The organism is Saccharopolyspora spinosa NRRL 18395, assembly GCF_000194155.1.
GTDB classification, from domain to species: domain Bacteria; phylum Actinomycetota; class Actinomycetes; order Mycobacteriales; family Pseudonocardiaceae; genus Saccharopolyspora; species Saccharopolyspora spinosa.
Window position 1 is genome coordinate 3,650,409 of record NZ_GL877878.1, and the last position, 15,607, is coordinate 3,666,015.

At 69.4% G+C, this 15,607-nt stretch carries 15 protein-coding genes; 6 read left to right on the forward strand and 9 right to left on the reverse strand.

Annotation, left to right across the window (positions count from 1 at the left end):
- Positions 1–83: 83 nt before the first annotated feature.
- The 4 genes from SSPN_RS0118040 to SSPN_RS0118055 all read left to right on the forward strand — a co-directional run bounded on the left by SSPN_RS0118040 (position 84) and on the right by SSPN_RS0118055 (position 4,404).
- Positions 84–2,531 (forward strand): xanthine dehydrogenase family protein molybdopterin-binding subunit, encoded by a 2,448-nt coding sequence (locus SSPN_RS0118040; RefSeq protein WP_148271985.1) that lies wholly within the window; start codon positions 84–86, stop codon positions 2,529–2,531.
- On the forward strand, positions 2,528–3,379 hold the full coding sequence (locus tag SSPN_RS0118045; protein ID WP_010696803.1) for an FAD binding domain-containing protein: 852 nt from the start codon (positions 2,528–2,530) through the stop codon (positions 3,377–3,379). The genes SSPN_RS0118040 and SSPN_RS0118045 overlap by 4 nt, the downstream gene beginning before the upstream one ends.
- Entirely contained in the window at positions 3,372–3,857 is a 486-nt protein-coding gene (locus tag SSPN_RS0118050) for a (2Fe-2S)-binding protein (protein WP_010696805.1), read from the forward strand. The genes SSPN_RS0118045 and SSPN_RS0118050 overlap by 8 nt, the downstream gene beginning before the upstream one ends.
- 115 nt (positions 3,858–3,972) lie before the next feature.
- Positions 3,973–4,404, forward strand: coding sequence for a universal stress protein (locus tag SSPN_RS0118055; protein ID WP_010696807.1), 432 nt, complete (start codon positions 3,973–3,975; stop codon positions 4,402–4,404).
- Positions 4,405–4,430: 26 nt separating this feature from the next.
- On the opposite strand, the gene ppk2 is transcribed toward SSPN_RS0118055, so the two are convergent.
- The 5 genes from ppk2 to SSPN_RS0118080 form a co-directional block, all read right to left on the reverse strand.
- A complete protein-coding gene (ppk2, locus tag SSPN_RS0118060) occupies positions 4,431–5,270 on the reverse strand; it encodes a polyphosphate kinase 2 (protein WP_044574304.1) in 840 nt (279 codons plus the stop codon).
- A gap of 42 nt (positions 5,271–5,312) precedes the next feature.
- Entirely contained in the window at positions 5,313–6,197 is an 885-nt protein-coding gene (locus tag SSPN_RS0118065; RefSeq protein ID WP_010696811.1) for a universal stress protein, read from the reverse strand.
- A gap of 47 nt (positions 6,198–6,244) precedes the next feature.
- Complete coding sequence (locus tag SSPN_RS0118070) at positions 6,245–7,231, reverse strand: Acg family FMN-binding oxidoreductase (protein WP_010696813.1); 987 nt, start codon at positions 7,229–7,231, stop codon at positions 6,245–6,247.
- Positions 7,232–7,326: 95 nt separating this feature from the next.
- Positions 7,327–7,506, reverse strand: coding sequence for a hypothetical protein (locus tag SSPN_RS0118075; RefSeq protein WP_029535463.1), 180 nt, complete (start codon positions 7,504–7,506; stop codon positions 7,327–7,329).
- A gap of 174 nt (positions 7,507–7,680) precedes the next feature.
- Entirely contained in the window at positions 7,681–7,950 is a 270-nt protein-coding gene (locus SSPN_RS0118080; protein WP_010696816.1) for an acetoacetate decarboxylase family protein, read from the reverse strand.
- Between the two features lie 282 nt (positions 7,951–8,232).
- On the opposite strand from SSPN_RS0118080, the gene lexA reads away from it, so the two are divergent.
- Positions 8,233–8,892 carry a transcriptional repressor LexA gene (gene lexA / locus SSPN_RS0118085; protein WP_010696817.1) on the forward strand — a complete coding sequence of 220 codons (660 nt, stop codon included), beginning with the start codon at positions 8,233–8,235 and terminating at the stop codon, positions 8,890–8,892.
- Between the two features lie 110 nt (positions 8,893–9,002).
- Here lexA and SSPN_RS0118090 read toward each other — a convergent pair whose 3' ends face one another.
- Entirely contained in the window at positions 9,003–9,581 is a 579-nt protein-coding gene (locus SSPN_RS0118090; RefSeq protein WP_029535464.1) for a dienelactone hydrolase family protein, read from the reverse strand.
- 617 nt (positions 9,582–10,198) lie between these two features.
- Between SSPN_RS0118090 and SSPN_RS0118095 the strand changes: the two genes are divergently transcribed.
- Positions 10,199–12,001 carry a glycoside hydrolase family 15 protein gene (locus SSPN_RS0118095; RefSeq protein WP_010696819.1) on the forward strand — a complete coding sequence of 601 codons (1,803 nt, stop codon included), beginning with the start codon at positions 10,199–10,201 and terminating at the stop codon, positions 11,999–12,001.
- Between the two features lie 377 nt (positions 12,002–12,378).
- Here SSPN_RS0118095 and SSPN_RS0118100 read toward each other — a convergent pair whose 3' ends face one another.
- The 3 genes from SSPN_RS0118100 to SSPN_RS44395 all read right to left on the reverse strand — a co-directional run bounded on the left by SSPN_RS0118100 (position 12,379) and on the right by SSPN_RS44395 (position 15,579).
- The gene (locus tag SSPN_RS0118100; RefSeq protein WP_010696825.1) at positions 12,379–12,567 is read right to left on the reverse strand and encodes a CsbD family protein; all 189 of its coding nucleotides are present in this window, start codon (positions 12,565–12,567) and stop codon (positions 12,379–12,381) included.
- A 270-nt stretch (positions 12,568–12,837) separates the two neighbouring features.
- Positions 12,838–13,305, reverse strand: coding sequence for a hypothetical protein (locus tag SSPN_RS0118105; protein ID WP_010696827.1), 468 nt, complete (start codon positions 13,303–13,305; stop codon positions 12,838–12,840).
- Between the two features lie 492 nt (positions 13,306–13,797).
- Positions 13,798–15,579, reverse strand: a complete 1,782-nt coding sequence (locus SSPN_RS44395; protein WP_158309584.1) for a DUF4185 domain-containing protein — start codon at positions 15,577–15,579, stop codon at positions 13,798–13,800.
- Between the last annotated feature and the right edge of the window lie 28 nt (positions 15,580–15,607).

A 15,607-nucleotide genomic window follows, 5' to 3' on the forward strand; every position in this document is an offset into this window, starting at 1 on the left:
TCACCCGGTCGGTGTCCGAGCCGTCCTTCCGGTGGATTGCGCGCGAACCGTGGTTGCAGCACGCTACCCGAGGGATCGCCACTATGACCGCCACCACTCGTCCAGCGGCAGGCGCCGGAGACCGGGTGGCTCCCGCCGCGCGCGGTGACCGGGGAGGCCGGATGGTGCTACCAACGCCGAACACGCGCCCGACGCTGCTGGGTGTCCGAGTGCCGCGCATCGAGGACGACCGACTGGTCACCGGGCGCGGCCGCTACGTCGCAGACGTGGTCCTGCCGGGCATGGTGGAGGCCGCGTTCGTCCGCAGCGAAGTCCCGCACGCCCAGGTGCGCGGCGTAGCCACGACGGCCGCGCTGGATTCGCCCGGGGTGTACGCGGCGTTCGGCGGTTCGGATCTCGACATCTCAGCGGTTCCCGACCCGATGCCCTGGGCCCGCCCCGTTCAGCACTTCCCGCTGGCGCGCGACCGGGTCCGCTACGTCGGCTGCCCGCTCGCGGTCGTGGTCGCCGACGACCGCTACCTCGCCGAGGACGCCGCCGAACTCGTCGACGTCGACCTCGATCCGCTGCCCACCGTCGACACCGTCGATGCGGCCCTCGCCGCCGACGCGCCGCTGCTCTACCCGGAGTGGAACGACAACCTCCTGCTGTCGTTGGCCCCGGAGAACCCGGCCGTGGACGAAGCGTTCGGCCGGCTGCGCGTGATCAGCGGCACCTACACGACCCACCGCCACGCGGCAGTTCCCCTGGAACCGCGCGGCGTCGTGGCCGAGTACCGCGACGGACGGCTGTCGGTGTGGACCTCCACCCAGTCCGCCTACATGGTGCGGTCGATGCTGTCCGCCGTGCTGGGCCCACCGGAGCGCGCCATCCGGGTGATCACGCCCGACGTCGGCGGCGGGTTCGGCCAGAAGAACGAGATCTACCCCGAGGACTACGTGATCCCGTGGCTGGCGATGCGGCTGCGCCGCCCGGTGCGCTGGATCGAGGACCGCCACGAGCACCTGATCACCGCGTGCCACGCCCGCGACATGCGCATCGAGCTGTCCGCCGCCGTCCGCGACGACGGCACCATCGAGGCCCTGCGCGGGCGGATCCGCACCGACCTGGGTTCCGGGGAGATGTTCCCCGCCGGGTTCGGTCCCAGCCTGGTGGCAGTCGGATCGCTGTGCGGGCCCTACCGGATTCCGCACCAGTGCGTGGCGGTCCAGGGCGTGGTCACCAACAAGACCCCGCTCGGCGCCTACCGCGGTTTCGGCATGCCCGAAGGCACTTTCGCCATCGAGCGGCTGGTGGACAAGATCGGCCGCGAACTGGGCATCGATCCGCTCGAACTGCGCCGCCGGATGATCATCGAGCCGCACGAGCTGCCCTACGAGACGGCCGCTGGCGCGCGTCTGGACTCCGGGAGCCACCGCGAGGCCTTCGATCGTGCCGTCGAGATCGGCGAACGGCTACTCGCCGCCGAACGCGAACGCGCCGCACCGGGCACGCACCTCGGCGTCGGCTACGCCACCTACATCGAAGGTGTCGGCGCCAGCGCGTTCTCGATCACCGGCAGCTGGAGCGGACAGGACTCCGCCGACGTGCGCTTCGACGCCGACGGCGGAGTCACCGCGGCGGTGGGCATCTCGGCGATGGGGCAGGGCGCGCACACGATGGTGGCGACCCTGGTCGCCGAGGAACTGGGCCTCCCGATCGAGCAGGTGCGGGTGGTGATGGGCGACACCGACACCGCCCCGTTCGGCCTGGGCAGCTGGGCGAGTCGCAGCGCCGTCGTCGCCAGCGGCGCGATCGCGCAGGCCGCCGAAGTGCTGCGGCGCAAGGGAACCGAGATCGCCGCGCACCTGCTGGAAGCGGCCCCGGACGACCTGGAGCTGGCCGACGGCGGGTTCCAGGTGCGCGGCAGCCCGGGCAGCTCGGTGTCCTGGGCGCAGGTGGCGCGGGTGGCGCTGACCCGCACGTTCGAGTTGCCGCCGGGCGTCGAACCCGGGCTCGACGCGCGCGCGAGCTACGACCCGCCCGGAATGGACCACGCGCCCCGGCCCGACGGCAAGATGAACGCTTCGGCCACCTACACCAACGCCACGCACGCGGCGGTCGTCGAGGTCGATACCGCCACGGGGGTGGTGCGGGTGTTGCGGTACGCCGTGGTGCACGATTGCGGGCGTGTCATCAATCCGCTGACCGTGGCCGGCCAGATCCACGGCGGTGTCGCGCAGGGCATCGGTGGCACGCTCTACGAGCAGATGCCCTACGACGATGGCCAACCGCTGGCCACCACGTTCATGGACTACGTGCTGCCAACCGCCTGCGAGATCCCCGAAATCGAGACCGAGGAGCTCAGCAGTCCGGCGCCCGAGACACCCTTCGGCATCAAGGGCGTGGGCGAGGCGGGCATCATCGGTCCGCCGGCCGCGATCGTGCGCGCCGTCGAGCACGCCCTGGAACCGCTGGGCGTGGCCGACATCGACACCACTCCGCTGACTCCCGCGACGGTGCGGCGCCTGATCGAGGAGGCCGCGTCGTGAAGCCAGCACCGTTCGAGTACGCCCGCCCCGAATCCCTCGACGAAGCGGTGCGGCTGCTTGCCGCCGACGAGGACGCGAAAGTCCTGGCGGGCGGCCAAAGTCTGCTGCCGATGATGAACTTCCGGCTCGCCCGCCCCAGCGTCCTGGTCGACATCGGCCGCCTGCCGGAGCTGACCGGGCTGCGCCGCGAGGACGACGTGCTGATCATCGGCGCCGGTGTTCGGCAGCGGGCGGCCGAGACCTCGCAGCTGGTACGGCGGACCTGCCCGCTGGTCGGACGCGCGCTGCGCCACGTCGGCCACCGCCAGATCCGCTCCCGCGGCACCGTCGGCGGATCCCTGGCACACGCCGATCCGGCCGCCGAGCTTTGCGCGGCCGCTTGCGCGCTGGACGCCGATGTCGTGGTGACCGGAGTCGGCGGCCGACGCACCATCGCCGCCACCGACCTGTTCCTCTCGCCCTACGAAACTTCGCTGGCCACCGACGAAATCCTCACCGAAGTGCGAGTGCCGATTCGCGGAAACACCCGCTTCGGCTTCGCCGAAATCACCCGGCGGTCCGGCGATTTCGCCATCGCAGGAGTCGCCGCGGCGCTGGAATTCGACGACAGGACCGCGACCGGTGCGCGGCTGGCCGGCCTGGGCATCGGCGGCACGGTCCGACGACTCACCGAAGCCGAAGAGGCGCTGCGCGGCCGGGCGCTCACCGCGGAGTCGATCAGCGCCGCGGCCCAGGCCGCCGCGGACTCCGCCAGCCCGCCCGACGACCTCCACGCCGACCCCGCAACCCGCCGCGCCGCGCTGCACGCGGCCGCGCAGCGAGCCCTGGAGCAGGTGGCGCATGACTGACAACACCACCGCACACCGCGAGATCACGCTCACCGTCAACGGCCGAAAGGTCCAGCGCCTCGTCCCGGTGCGCCGGCTGCTCGTGGACTTCCTGCGCGACGACCTCGGCCACACCGGCACCCACGCCGGTTGCGAACACGGCATCTGCGGCGCCTGCACCGTGCTCATCGACAGCGAACCCGCGCGCTCCTGCATCACCCTGGCCGTGCAGGCCGACGGCACCGAGGTCACCACGGTGGAAGGCATCACCCCCGACGATGGCCTGAGCCCGATGCAACAGGCCTTCAAGGACTGCCACGGGCTCCAATGCGGTTTCTGCACACCGGGATTCGTCGTGACGCTCTCCGCCGCCGAACCCGATGATCATCCCGACGACGCCTCGATCCGCGAACTGCTGTCGGGAAACCTCTGCCGCTGCACCGGATACCAACACATCGTCGACGCCGTCAACAAGGCATGGGGCCGCACTCCCGGTTAGCCGATGCTGGTGCACGCGCCAGTTCGGGATCCTCTCCAGCGCGGCGGTCCAGCAGGAAGTACTCCTCATGTGCGAGGGAACTTCGCAGCTCTGTAAGTCGGCACGGGGGGACGCAATGAACGAGCACCGGTACACCATCGTCGTCGGCGTCGACGGCTCGCCCGCTTCCAAGGCGGCCCTGCGGTGGGCCGTCTGGCAGGCAGGTCTGGTCGACGGCGGCATCACCGCCCTGATGGCCTGGGACGCTCCGCTCATCTACAACTGGGAAGCCTCCGGGCTCGAGGACTTCGCCACCACCACCGCCAAGAACCTGAACGAGGTGATCAAGGAGGTTGCCAGCGACTCCGGGGTGGAGATCAGCCGGGAAGTCGCGCAGGGGCACCCGGCGCGGGCGCTGCTGGACGCCGCCGAGTCGTCCAACGCGGATCTGCTCGTTTTGGGCAACCGGGGTCACGGCGGATTCACCGAGGCGCTCCTCGGCTCGGTCAGCCAGCACTGCGTGCACCACGCTCGCTGCCCCGTCGTCGTGGTCCGCGGCGAGTCCTGACCAATCGCGGTCTGCGGGAGCCTCGATCATTCGAGCGATGCGGCGTGGTCGGGCACGTACCTGAACGCGTCGCGGGGTGGACGCCGGTAGCCGCTGGCGGCCACCCGCGCGGGCATTTCCACCCGGGGGCGTGGAACCTCGTGGTATGGCACGCTCGACAGCAGATGAGCGATCATGTTGATCCGCGCACGCCGCTTGTCCTCGCTTTCCACCAGGTACCAAGGGGATTCCGGGGTATCCGTCGCCGCGAGCATCTCGTCCCGCGCGCGGGAGTAATCGTCCCAGCGGGTCACCGACTCCAGGTCCACGTGCGAGAGCTTCCACTGGCGCATCGGGTCCTCGACGCGTTTGCGCAGTCGACGCTCCTGTTCGGTGCGGCTGATCGAGAACCAGTACTTGCGCAGCAACAGCCCGTCGTCGACGAGCAGCCGTTCGAAGATCGGGCACTGCTCCAGGAAACGCCGGTGCTCGTCCTCCGTGCAGAACCCCATGACGCGCTCGACCCCGGCGCGGTTGTACCAACTGCGGTCGAACAGCACGATTTCCCCCGCCGCGGGCAGCTGCGCGACGTAGCGCTGGAAGTACCACTGCGTTCGTTCCCGCTCGGTCGGGACGGGCAGCGCGGCGATCCGGGCCACCCGGGGGTTGAGGTATTCCGCGACGCGCCTGATCGTGCTGCCCTTCCCGGCCGCATCGCGCCCCTCGAACAGCACCACGAGCCGCTCGCGCTCGGCCCGGACCCATTCCTGCAGCTTCACGAGCTCCGCTTGCAGCCGCAAGAGCTCGTGTTCGTAGGTGGCACGTGGCAACCGTCGCGGCCCGGGGTGCGCCACATCGGACCGAGCCGCATCACCGGCACTGGTCATGTCGCTCACCTCCAGCACGCGGCGCAGCGCGTGCCTCGGAGCTCATCCAGCCCGCACCACGAGCACCGGACAGGGCGCCGAGTGGACGAGGGCGCGACTGGTCGAGCCCAGCAGCATCCCGGTGAGGCCTCCGCGCCCACGGCTACCTACGACGATGAGCTGCGCGTCTGCGCCGTGCAAGGCCAGGAACCGCACCGGCCGGTCCCGCTCCACGACGCGCTGCACCTGAACGTCCGGGTACTGCTCCTGCCACCCCGCCAGCCGCTCGGCGAGCAGCATGCCTTCTCTTGCCTCGATCGCATCCCAGTCACGTTCCGCGTCCAGGGCGAACCATTCGTCGATGGCGGTGTCGCTCCACACGTGGAGGGCCACCAGCGGCACGCGCCGCACGGACGCTTCCTCGAACGCGACCTCCAGGGCGCGCTCGCTGACCGCCGATCCGTCCACTCCGACGACGACCGGCCGAGTTCTCGCCACCCCGGGATCCGTCCGGGACGCCGGGACGACGACCACCGGGCACTGCGCCAGCATGGCGACGGTTTCCGCCGTGGACCCCAACGCCCTTTTCACCCCGGTGGCGTCACCCAGGCCGCGGGTGCCGACGACGACCCGCCGAGCCCCGGCCGATTCCTCGACGAGAACCGCAGCCGGCTTGCCGTGGCGTAGTTCCTGAGTGATCGCCACGTCGCCGGCGACCGTCGCGGCCAGCTCCGCCGCCTGCGACAGCCATCGGCGGCGCTCGTTCTCGATGACGCCGAGAACGTTCGGCGACGTCGGCATCCCATCATCGGCATCATCCGCACCACCAGCAACGACGCATACCAGCCGCAACGCTGCCCGGTGGAGCGCGGCGTCCGCAGCGGCCCACCTGACCGCATCCGCCGCGATGTCCGAGCCGTCGATGCCCACCACGTCGAACGCCTGCATCCGGCATCCTCCTGCTCAGCCGCTCACGGCGGAACCCGTTGGAAGCGCTAGTCGTCGATCAGCAATTCCCGCAGGTCGCGGCGCGGGGTCGCGGGTGCTGGCGAGCCGTAGCCGATCCGCACCACGGCCTGCGGTTGCAGCGCTCCGCCGAGCAGCTGCCGCAGTTCATCCCTGGTCGCCTCGACCTCCACGACCGCCGACAGCAGCGACGACGCCAGGCCCAGTGCCGTCGCGGTGAGCAGCATGCGCTGCATCGCCTGCCCCGCGTGCAGGTCGTCGAGCCTGCTGTCGTGGTTCGAGCACACCACGACCAGCAGCGGATCGGACTCGAAGTCCTTGCCGGGAACCCGCGCACGCGCCTGACCACCGGAGAAGTCCCGCAGCACCCACTGGTCCTGGGGCTCCGGCAGCGGCCCCGCCGCGTCAGCCGGCACTCCTTCGGCCGCGCCTTTCGGCCGCCCCGTCCACTTCGCCAGCTCATCCCGGAAGCGCCCGTCCGCCATCTGCATCCGGTGCGCGCGGTGCACCAAGCCCTCCAGGCTCCCCAACTCCGGGCGCGTCATCACGCGCAACGAGCTCTGCTCGCGACGCACTGCGGCAGCGAGCGCGTGCCGGTGCGCGGTCGGGACCGGGTTCTCCAGGAACGGGCGCCGGTTGCTGCGTCGCTTGGGAATCGCTTGGTACAGCGCCAGTTCCTCCGGCGCTTGCTTCGCCTGTCCCCCGTTGCGCAGCTCGGCCAACGAGGTCGGCCCGGCAAGCCGCGGCAGCAGCGCGACGACCGGCCGCACGCCGAAGTGCTCCAATGCCAGGCGGAGGTTCAACAACGCCGCACCGCAGGCCAACCGCAGTTCCCGGTCGGCCGGATCCGCAGCGGGCAACCGCCGCTGCGGGTCGCTGTGCAGCTCGATCGCCTGTTGCGAAAGACGGAAGCGCCAGGGCTGGCTGTTGTGCAACGACGGTGCCAAGCCGGCCTGCTGCACCACGTCCTCGGTCTGCTCCGCGGACAAGCCCAACGCGGTTGGGAATGAAGCCATCTCCCGCCCCCCGGGTACGTCGCAGGACCCCGAGCCGAGTCTGGCAGACCAACGACTGCCCCGCCGCGCTCCATTCCTGGTTCGCGTGCCGCGGCTCAGCGATCCGGGGCGGCCTCGTACCATTGCTGCCCGGCCGGGCCACGGGTCATCAGGTACTCGACGTCGCGTCGAGCCTCGGCCTCGCTTTCGAAGCCGATGCAGGCATGCCGCTCACCGTGCATCAGGTAGGTCACCTGCCACTTGGGGCCATTGCGTTCGAGAACGATCTCGTACACGGCAATGGGATGCCAATCCGACGCTCCGGCACACCAACGCGCTACGGGTTCGAACAACGTGCGCCTCGTCTTCCGACCAGAAGCCACTAGATGTCCGCTTACCAGCCAGTATCCCCGGACCTCCGTCGCCGCAGCGAGGACTTTCAGCCTTTATTCGTCTCCGAAATGCAGGGTTCAGCGTGATCTCGGTGATCTCGGTGATCTCGGTGCGAACCAGGTCACACCCGCGCGGGCCGCCGGTGCAGTCCGGGAATCGCCGTCCTCGCCGTCGAACCGGGCTTTGACCACCTGCCCGGCCTCCGTGTACGGACCGTAGCCGTCAACGTCACCCATGTGCATGACGTCGAACTCCAGGGGCGCGGGCACGACGGCGCGCCGGGCGTCGGGCTCGGTGCGGTAGACGACGTTGAAGTACGCCCGCTCGACGATTCGGGTCGTGCGCAACGGGTACGGCGGCGCTGCCAGCGGGTAAGAGGCTGCGGAGAAGCCGCTCGGGCTGCATGTCCATCCTCGACGGCGTGAATCCGGTGCGGAGCGGATTCGTTCGGCTGCGAACCGCAATGCGAACGCGAAGCGATCACGGGAACACCTCCGAACGCGCCCCGCACACGGGAAGTCCACGAAGGAGGAGACGCCGCGCCTCCCGGTGGCCGCGGTTGGTGCCGACGCAGTCGCCGGTGCGGGCCGGTGGCTTGGTCGCGGGCGTCGACCTCTAACATTCCGCAGGTGGCCGCCTACGACGATCTCGACGCGTTCGAGCACCTGGACCCCTCGACCCTGCCGCTGCGTCAGCAGAGAATCCTGGCCACGATCCGGGATTGGGTGACCAGGTACGGATATTCGCCGAGCACGCGCCAGATCGGCGATGCCGTCGGACTCCGGTCGTCCTCGTCGGTGTCGAAGCACCTGACGAGCCTGGAGGAGAAGGGTTTCCTGCGGCGCAGCACGACGATGTCCCGGCCGATCGACGTGCGGGCCTTCCTGCGGCCCTCGGCGCGGCAGTCCGGCATTGACTCTGTGAGCGTGCCCGTGGTCGGCGATATCGCCGCCGGAACTCCCATCGCGGCCGAGGAACACGTCGACGACGTTCTGTCGTTGCCCCGCGAACTCACCGGTCGCGGCAACGTCTTCGGTCTGCGCGTGCGCGGTGACTCGATGATCGACGCCGCGATCTGCGACGGCGACATCGTCGTGGTCCGGCAGCAGCCCGAGGCGCATTCCGGACAGATCGTCGCCGCGATGATCGACGGCGAGGCGACCGTCAAGGTGTACCGCCGGCGCAACGGCCACGTCTACCTGGAGCCTCGCAACCCGGCTTACGAGGTCATCGACGGTGATACCGCCGTCGTGCTGGGCGCCGTCGTCTCGGTACTGCGCACCGTCTGAAACAAGCGGGCCGAGCCCGTGTCCCGCGCTCGCCCAGCCCGCGACGGGTTCACGACTCCACGGAGTACTGCCGACTGCGGACAGCTCGAATCGGCCTTCGGGGAAGTGGCTCAGAGCGATTCGACGAACGCGAGCGCGACGACCCACGCCTCCTCGGCGGCTTCCGGGTCGTGGTCCGGCAGGTCCGGATCGGTGAACAGGTGCCCTGCGCCCGGATAGCGGAAGATCTCGACGTCCGCCCCGGCACGCCGCATCTGCAGGTACCAGGCGTTCAGCCAGTCGGCCGGCTCGAACGGGTCGGGGTCGGCGACGTGCAGCTGCACCGGCAGGTCGTCGACGGTCGCGCCCTCGGCGATGTCGGAGGTGCCGTGCAGGAGCAGCAGACCACGGGCGTTCTCGTCGGCCAGCGCGAGGTTCTGGGCGAGGGCCGCCCCCAACGACAAACCCGCGTACACCAGCCCGCGTTCGCTGTGCGGTGCCGCTGCCTGCACTGCACGGCGCAACAGCTCGTCCCTGCCGATCTCGTCCTTGATGCGCATGCCGTCCTCGACCGTCTCGGCGGTCCGCCCGTCGAACAGATCGGGAACGTGCACCTCGCGTCCGGCGGCGCGCAACCGATCGGCGGCGGTGTGCACGGAAGGTCGCAAGCCGAACGCGGAATGAAGCAACAGGATATCCACAAGGGACATCAAATCAGCTCGACCCAACCCGTCCCGAGAACACCCCTTGCTCGGCAGGGGGAAGCGGGCAGCTAGCGGTCTCGGCGCTAGCCTGCACCGAACCTACGCGGCACTTGCGGCAGAAGTCCGCGCCGATGGTCCTTCGCAGGAGGACTCGTCTCCGCGCAGCAGGCGGGGTTGCCGTGCCTGGACGAAGGGCTCTTCGCATGCACACCAGCCGACGACGCTGGGAAATGTGCTGATTCTGGCTGATGCCACCGGCCACCAGCGAGCTGGTGCGCACCCACGCCGGGTCGTGACCAAACCCTGCGGAGCCGCGAATGGCTCTACCACGAGGCGCACAACGAGCCCGAGCAGGAACAGGTGCTCGACGAAATCGTGGACTGGCCCGACACCCAGCTGAACGCCTGAGGCGCTGCCGCGGGCTGGCACGGCCAATACCATGAAAGAGGTCCCGGTGAACACCAGCTGCACTGGTGTTCGTGGGGCACGATCGTTGTGGCGCAAGGAGAAATTCCACGTCGTCCGCGGGCCTCGCCCCGACTCCGGCCGGCCGCAGCGCGAATGCCCCCGGTCGGTCCGCTCGACCGAAACGACCCGGGCAGGACAACGACCGAGGCAGCGGCATGGTTGGACCCGACGGCATCAGCGACCACATCCAACATCGCTTCCCACCGCACGCGCTGCGGGAGTACGCGCTGCTGGCCGACGGGCGTCGTGGTGCGATCTGCGGTCCGCACGGCGATCTGGTGTGGCTGTGCGCTCCGACCTGGCACGACGATGCCGTGTTCGCCGCCCTGCTCGGCGGCCCCGGGGTCTACGCGGTCACGCCCGTCGAGCCGTTCACCTGGGGCGGGTACTACGAACCGCGATCGCTGATCTGGCGCAACCGGTGGGTAACCACGTCCACGATCGTCGAGTGCCGGGACGCCCTCGCGTATCCGGGGGACCCGAACCGCGTGATGCTGCTCCGCCGCGTCGAAGCCATCGAACGCGAAGTCGTGCTGCGGGTCGAACTGGACGTGCGAGCGGGGTTCGGGACGCTTCCGAAGACCGAGCCGCACCTGGACGAGCACGGCCGGTGGGTCGCTGGCAGCGGCGATCTGCGGGTGCGCTGGAGCGGCGGTGCCAACGCCGCAGTCGGCAGCGATGGCGCGCTGCGCATGGAAATCGCCGTTCCCGCCGGTGGCCGTCACGACCTGGTCCTGGAGATTACGCGCGCCTCATTGGGCCCACCCATCGATCCCGATCTCGCCTGGCATCGCACGGAACACGCCTGGCACAGCGACATCCCCGACCTCGGCGGGAGCATCGCGCCGCGCGACACCCAGCACGCGTACGCCGTCCTGCGCGGGATGACCGCACCGCGTGGTGGCATGGCCGCAGCCGCGACCATGTCCCTGCCCGAACGGGCCGAGCAACGGCGCAACTACGACTACCGCTACGCATGGGTTCGCGACCAGTGCTACGCCGCCGTCGCCGTCGCCGCTGCCGGGCCCCTCCCGCTCCTGGACGACGCCGTGTCCTTCCTGACGGCCCGCCTCCTCGACGACGGCGATGCCCTCCACCCGGCCTACACCGTCGACGGCGACGTCGTTCCCGACGAAAGGCCGCTGGACCTGCCCGGCTACCCCGGCGGCCACGAGGTCGTCCTGGGAAACCGGGTCACCAGGCAAACCCAACTCGACGCGTTCGGCGAACTCCTCCAGCTGCTGGCCGCGGCGGCGCGCCACGGACACCTCGACACCGACGGCGCACGCGCCATCCGCGTCGCGGCGGAGGCCATCGGCCGGCGCTGGCAGCGGCCCGACGCCGGCCTGTGGGAACTGGACGACCAGTGGTGGACGCACTCCCGGCTCGCGTGCGTCGCAGGACTGCGAGCCGCTGCGTTCGCTGCCCCAACCCGCGAGGGCTCCGACCGCATGACCTCGCTAGCCGAAGACATCCTGACCGAAACAACGCGCCGATGCCTGCATCCGAACGGCTACTGGCAACGGAGTTCCCAGCACACCGGTCCTGACGCGGCGCTGCTGCTGCCGCCGGTGCGAGGCGCTCTGCCAGGAGACGACCCGCGCACGCGGGCCACGCTCACGAAAGTGCGCCGCACCTTGTCCGAAGACGGCTACCTCTACCGGTTTCCGCAGCCCACCCAGCGTCCTGGGGAGACCGAAGGCGCCTTCCTGCTGTGCGGATTCGTCATGGCTCTCGCCGAGCACCAACAGGGCGATGAAGCACACGCCCTGCGTTGGTTCGAGCGCAACCGCGCCGCCTGCGGCCCACCCGGCCTCCTCTCCGAGGAATACGACGTGCAGCAGCGTCAGCTGCGCGGCAACCTGCCCCAAGCCTTCGTCCACGCGCTCCTGCTCGAATCCGCCATCCGGCTCTCGACGCCCGCCACCCCGGCCAGGGGACCAGGCAGATCGCGCTGACCGAGCCGATCCAGACCGGCGTTGGAGTTTTCGCGTTCGTGCATAGGTAAACACTCGTGTTGAGGCAGTTGGTCCCAGCAACCGGGGAGGTCTTCGACCTGATGTGGAACACGCGACTTCGGAGCATCGCGGCGCAACTGCGCAGGCGATTCGGGCGTTCGCGCGCCAAACCGGGCACCGGAGTTCGAACGCTGACGCCAGGACGCGAACCCGACCCGCTTCTGCACACGGGCCCCAGGGTTCCGCCGGACGCAGCGCGCCGCAGACGACACCGGGGAGGATGAACCTCGCCACCGTCAGAGGCCACGAACTCCGAGTTCGCGGCCTCTGCTCGATTCACCGTGCGCACACGGTTGCGCACACGGTTGCACACACGGTCATTTCTCGTTCTCGTCACCGGTGAAGGCGTCCTTGACCTTCTCGCCGGCCTGCTTGAGGTCCCCCTTCATCTCCTTGCCCTTGCCCTCTGCTTCCAGCTGCTCCGTATCGGTGGCCTCGCCGATCTTCTTCTTCACCTTGCCCTTCAGCTCTTCTGTCTTGTTCTTCGCCTTGTCCTCGGCAGACATTGGCGGCACTCCTTCCGTTCGCTGCGTTGGTACTTCTCCTGTCGGGTACCCGGAAGCGGGCTGCTCAGCCGGGTTGCGTCTCGCCATCCACCGGCATCGTGCTGTCCGAACGGCGTGGTGGGGTTCGGCTGAGTCCACACCGGACCCCTGTGCCACGCAGTCGACCCGGTTGATGCCATCCCGCGCACGAGAAGACGTTTTCCACCCCGCTCCCGCAACCGGGAACGTACGCAGTCCCGCACCTCTCGCGCCAGCACAGCACCCCGACGATCACATTGACGGCAACGCCGCTACACACCGGCCTACCCGATGCGCCGAGGCGCTAATCCTGATCTCCACCGGAAGTGTGCCGGCAGCGTCCGGCGAGTGCTCCGAGACAAGCGTGGCCGCGCCGCCGTACTCGCCACCGGTGGAGAACCCTGGATCGCTGTACACGCCGAAGTCGAACCATTCCATCGTGTTGCCGATGGCGGCCGCGACGACGGCCCCCTTGGCCTGCCGTTCGTCCACAATGGTCTCTTCTGGCTCGTCACGACGACTGCCGCGCCGATCGCGCTGTCCGTCGTGCCCCCATGACGGCCAACCCGCCGCCCGCTCGCGGTCACCGTGCCACGTCGGAACGTCCTCCTCCAGCTCGACCTGCTTACTCGTGCCCTCGCCCGGGACACGGGCCACCAAGTAGACCGTCGCGAACGGCTCGTCCTGCTCGCACACGTGGCGCACGGTCACCAGTTCCATCGTTCAAGCTCCTCATCTCCGGGTGAACGTCGTGTACGGCTCCCACAAAGCTTGCACACTCTCGATCAACGGGCCGGGGCTACCCGAGCGAACGCTCCGGCAACACATCCCGCCTGCGATTGGTCAGAACCAGTGCTTCCGGCCGCCGATAGCACGTCCCCTCGCACCTGCAACAGCGAACACGACGCCCACGACGGTCAACACGATTCCCAGCGTCCACAGGACCGAAATGTTAAGGAAGAAACCGAGGAGCAATAGGATTACCCCTAGCACGATCACGAAGAACACCCCCGCTCAACGGGAAACTCCCGGCTCCACGGCATCGGGGCCGCCGGACGGTCCGGCAGGTGGCCCGATCCGCCGGGAGTCGTCTCCTTCGAGCTACCCCGCTTCGCCTCCTCCCACACATCGCGTTGCTATGTGCTGCGCTGGCCGCGGCGGGGACCTGGAGAATCCATTGTGGACTCTGCTGGCGCATCGGGGGTATCACGGTCACCGGGGCGGTCTGCCGTCGAAGTACACCTCCAGCTCGCCGATCGAGGTGAACGTGGACGAACCTCCGGGGACTCCGACGATCCGGACGCCGTCGCCGACGATCGGGTCGAACATCAACACGTAGGTCTTGTTCGGTCCCGCCGTGTTGTCGTACGGGTACGCCGGGGTGGTCGTCACGCCGGTGACGTTCACCCAGTCGGCTCCCTGCCGCACCTGCACCGTCAGGTCGCGGGCGAACCAGCCGCCGTCGGAGAACATGCTGCCGGTCGTGTAGACGACGCGGTCGACCCAATACTCGTCCTTCCAGGTGTAGCCCCAGAAATCGGCCTGCTTCCGGGAGCCGTCGAAGCTGTCCTCGCTCTCCTCCCGGATGCCGTTGTTGAAGTAGTCGCCGCGACCGAAGTGGGCGGTCTTCTCGATGGGGAAAGGTCCCCTGTCCGGCCGGGCCAGGTTGGCCGTCGGGTTGGGCGGGTTGCTGGCGGGATCGCCCAGCTGGCGGGCGGACAGGTGAAGCTGCCGCAACGAGAAGCGGTAGTTGGGCAGTCCGCACGCCACGTTCAGGAACCAGTTGGACTGCAACCACATCCGCGTTCCGTCGGGCGAGACGAACTTCGCCGGGATGGTCGAGCCGTAGCCGCCGTTCTTTGGGCCGGCGCACGCTGGCTCTCCCTCGCTGGTCTCCTGCGTCGGGATGTCGTGGCCGCCCGGCACGGGGACTATCCGGACGCGGCCGGGATGGCCGAACCAGGGCAAGGCGCCGAAGTCCTTGGACATGAACAGCTGCCAAGGCCCCCAAGGCGTCGGCGCCTCGTAGAACTCGAAGGTGTACTCGCTCCATGAGGTGTAGAGGAACCGGCGCATCGGGGCGTTGTAGAGGACACCGCCCTGGGAGATCACGCTGAGGTTGTGGCGGCCTTCGCCGAGCAGGTCGGTGTAGAGCCGCCGTTCGTCGGTGAGCACCGGCGCCTTCGCGCCGATGTCGGCACTCCACTGTGGACGACCGTCCTGCCCGCCGCCGGTGTAGAACCGCCACGCGTCCCGCTGCTGGATCGCGTTCCGGGGAACCCGGGCCAGGTAGAGGCTCGTCGGGGACGGCACCGTGTTGGTGTAGGAGTCGCGCCAGTTGTGGTCCAGACCGTAGGCGTACACGTACCCGGCGGCCTCCGAGCCGAGCTTTAGGGCGTGTTCCTGGCTGCGACCGAAGTCGAGGAACATGATCGTGGTGAAGACGTGGTCGGTGAACATCGGCCCGGCCGGCTGCTGCCAGGTGCGCCCGTAGTCCTCCGACTTGACGATGCTCGCGTTCGGCGCGTCGTCGAACGCCTTCTCGGCGGGCGCATAACGCAGGTCCTGCACCGCCAGGTACAGCTCGTCGCGGCCGTCGCCGTTACCGTCGACCGCGACGATCCCGGTGGGTTTCGCGTTGTACAGCTTGGCATCGGCGTGCACCTTGGCGACCGCGTCGCCGGCGGCCAGGCGCTCGCCGCGCAGGCCGGTCTCCGGCATCCCGGCGATCCGGTTCACCACGATCGCGGCCATCGGCTCGTTGCCGAAGCCCTGCCCGTCCCCGTTGGCCGTGTAGACGTAGTCGTCGTCCGCCCAGCAGGTCGGCCACAGGTCCCCGGTGCTGTTGGAGGTGACGCTGGCCGCGTACTCGGTGAACGCGGTCGCGAAGAACTTGCTGGCCGGGTCGACGACGGTCGGTCCGACGGCGGCGTCGACGGCGCGCGGCGCGCCCCCGAACAGCACCGCTGCCGCGCCCGCGAGTGAGAACTTCACGAACTGGCGCCGGTTCACACCATCCCGG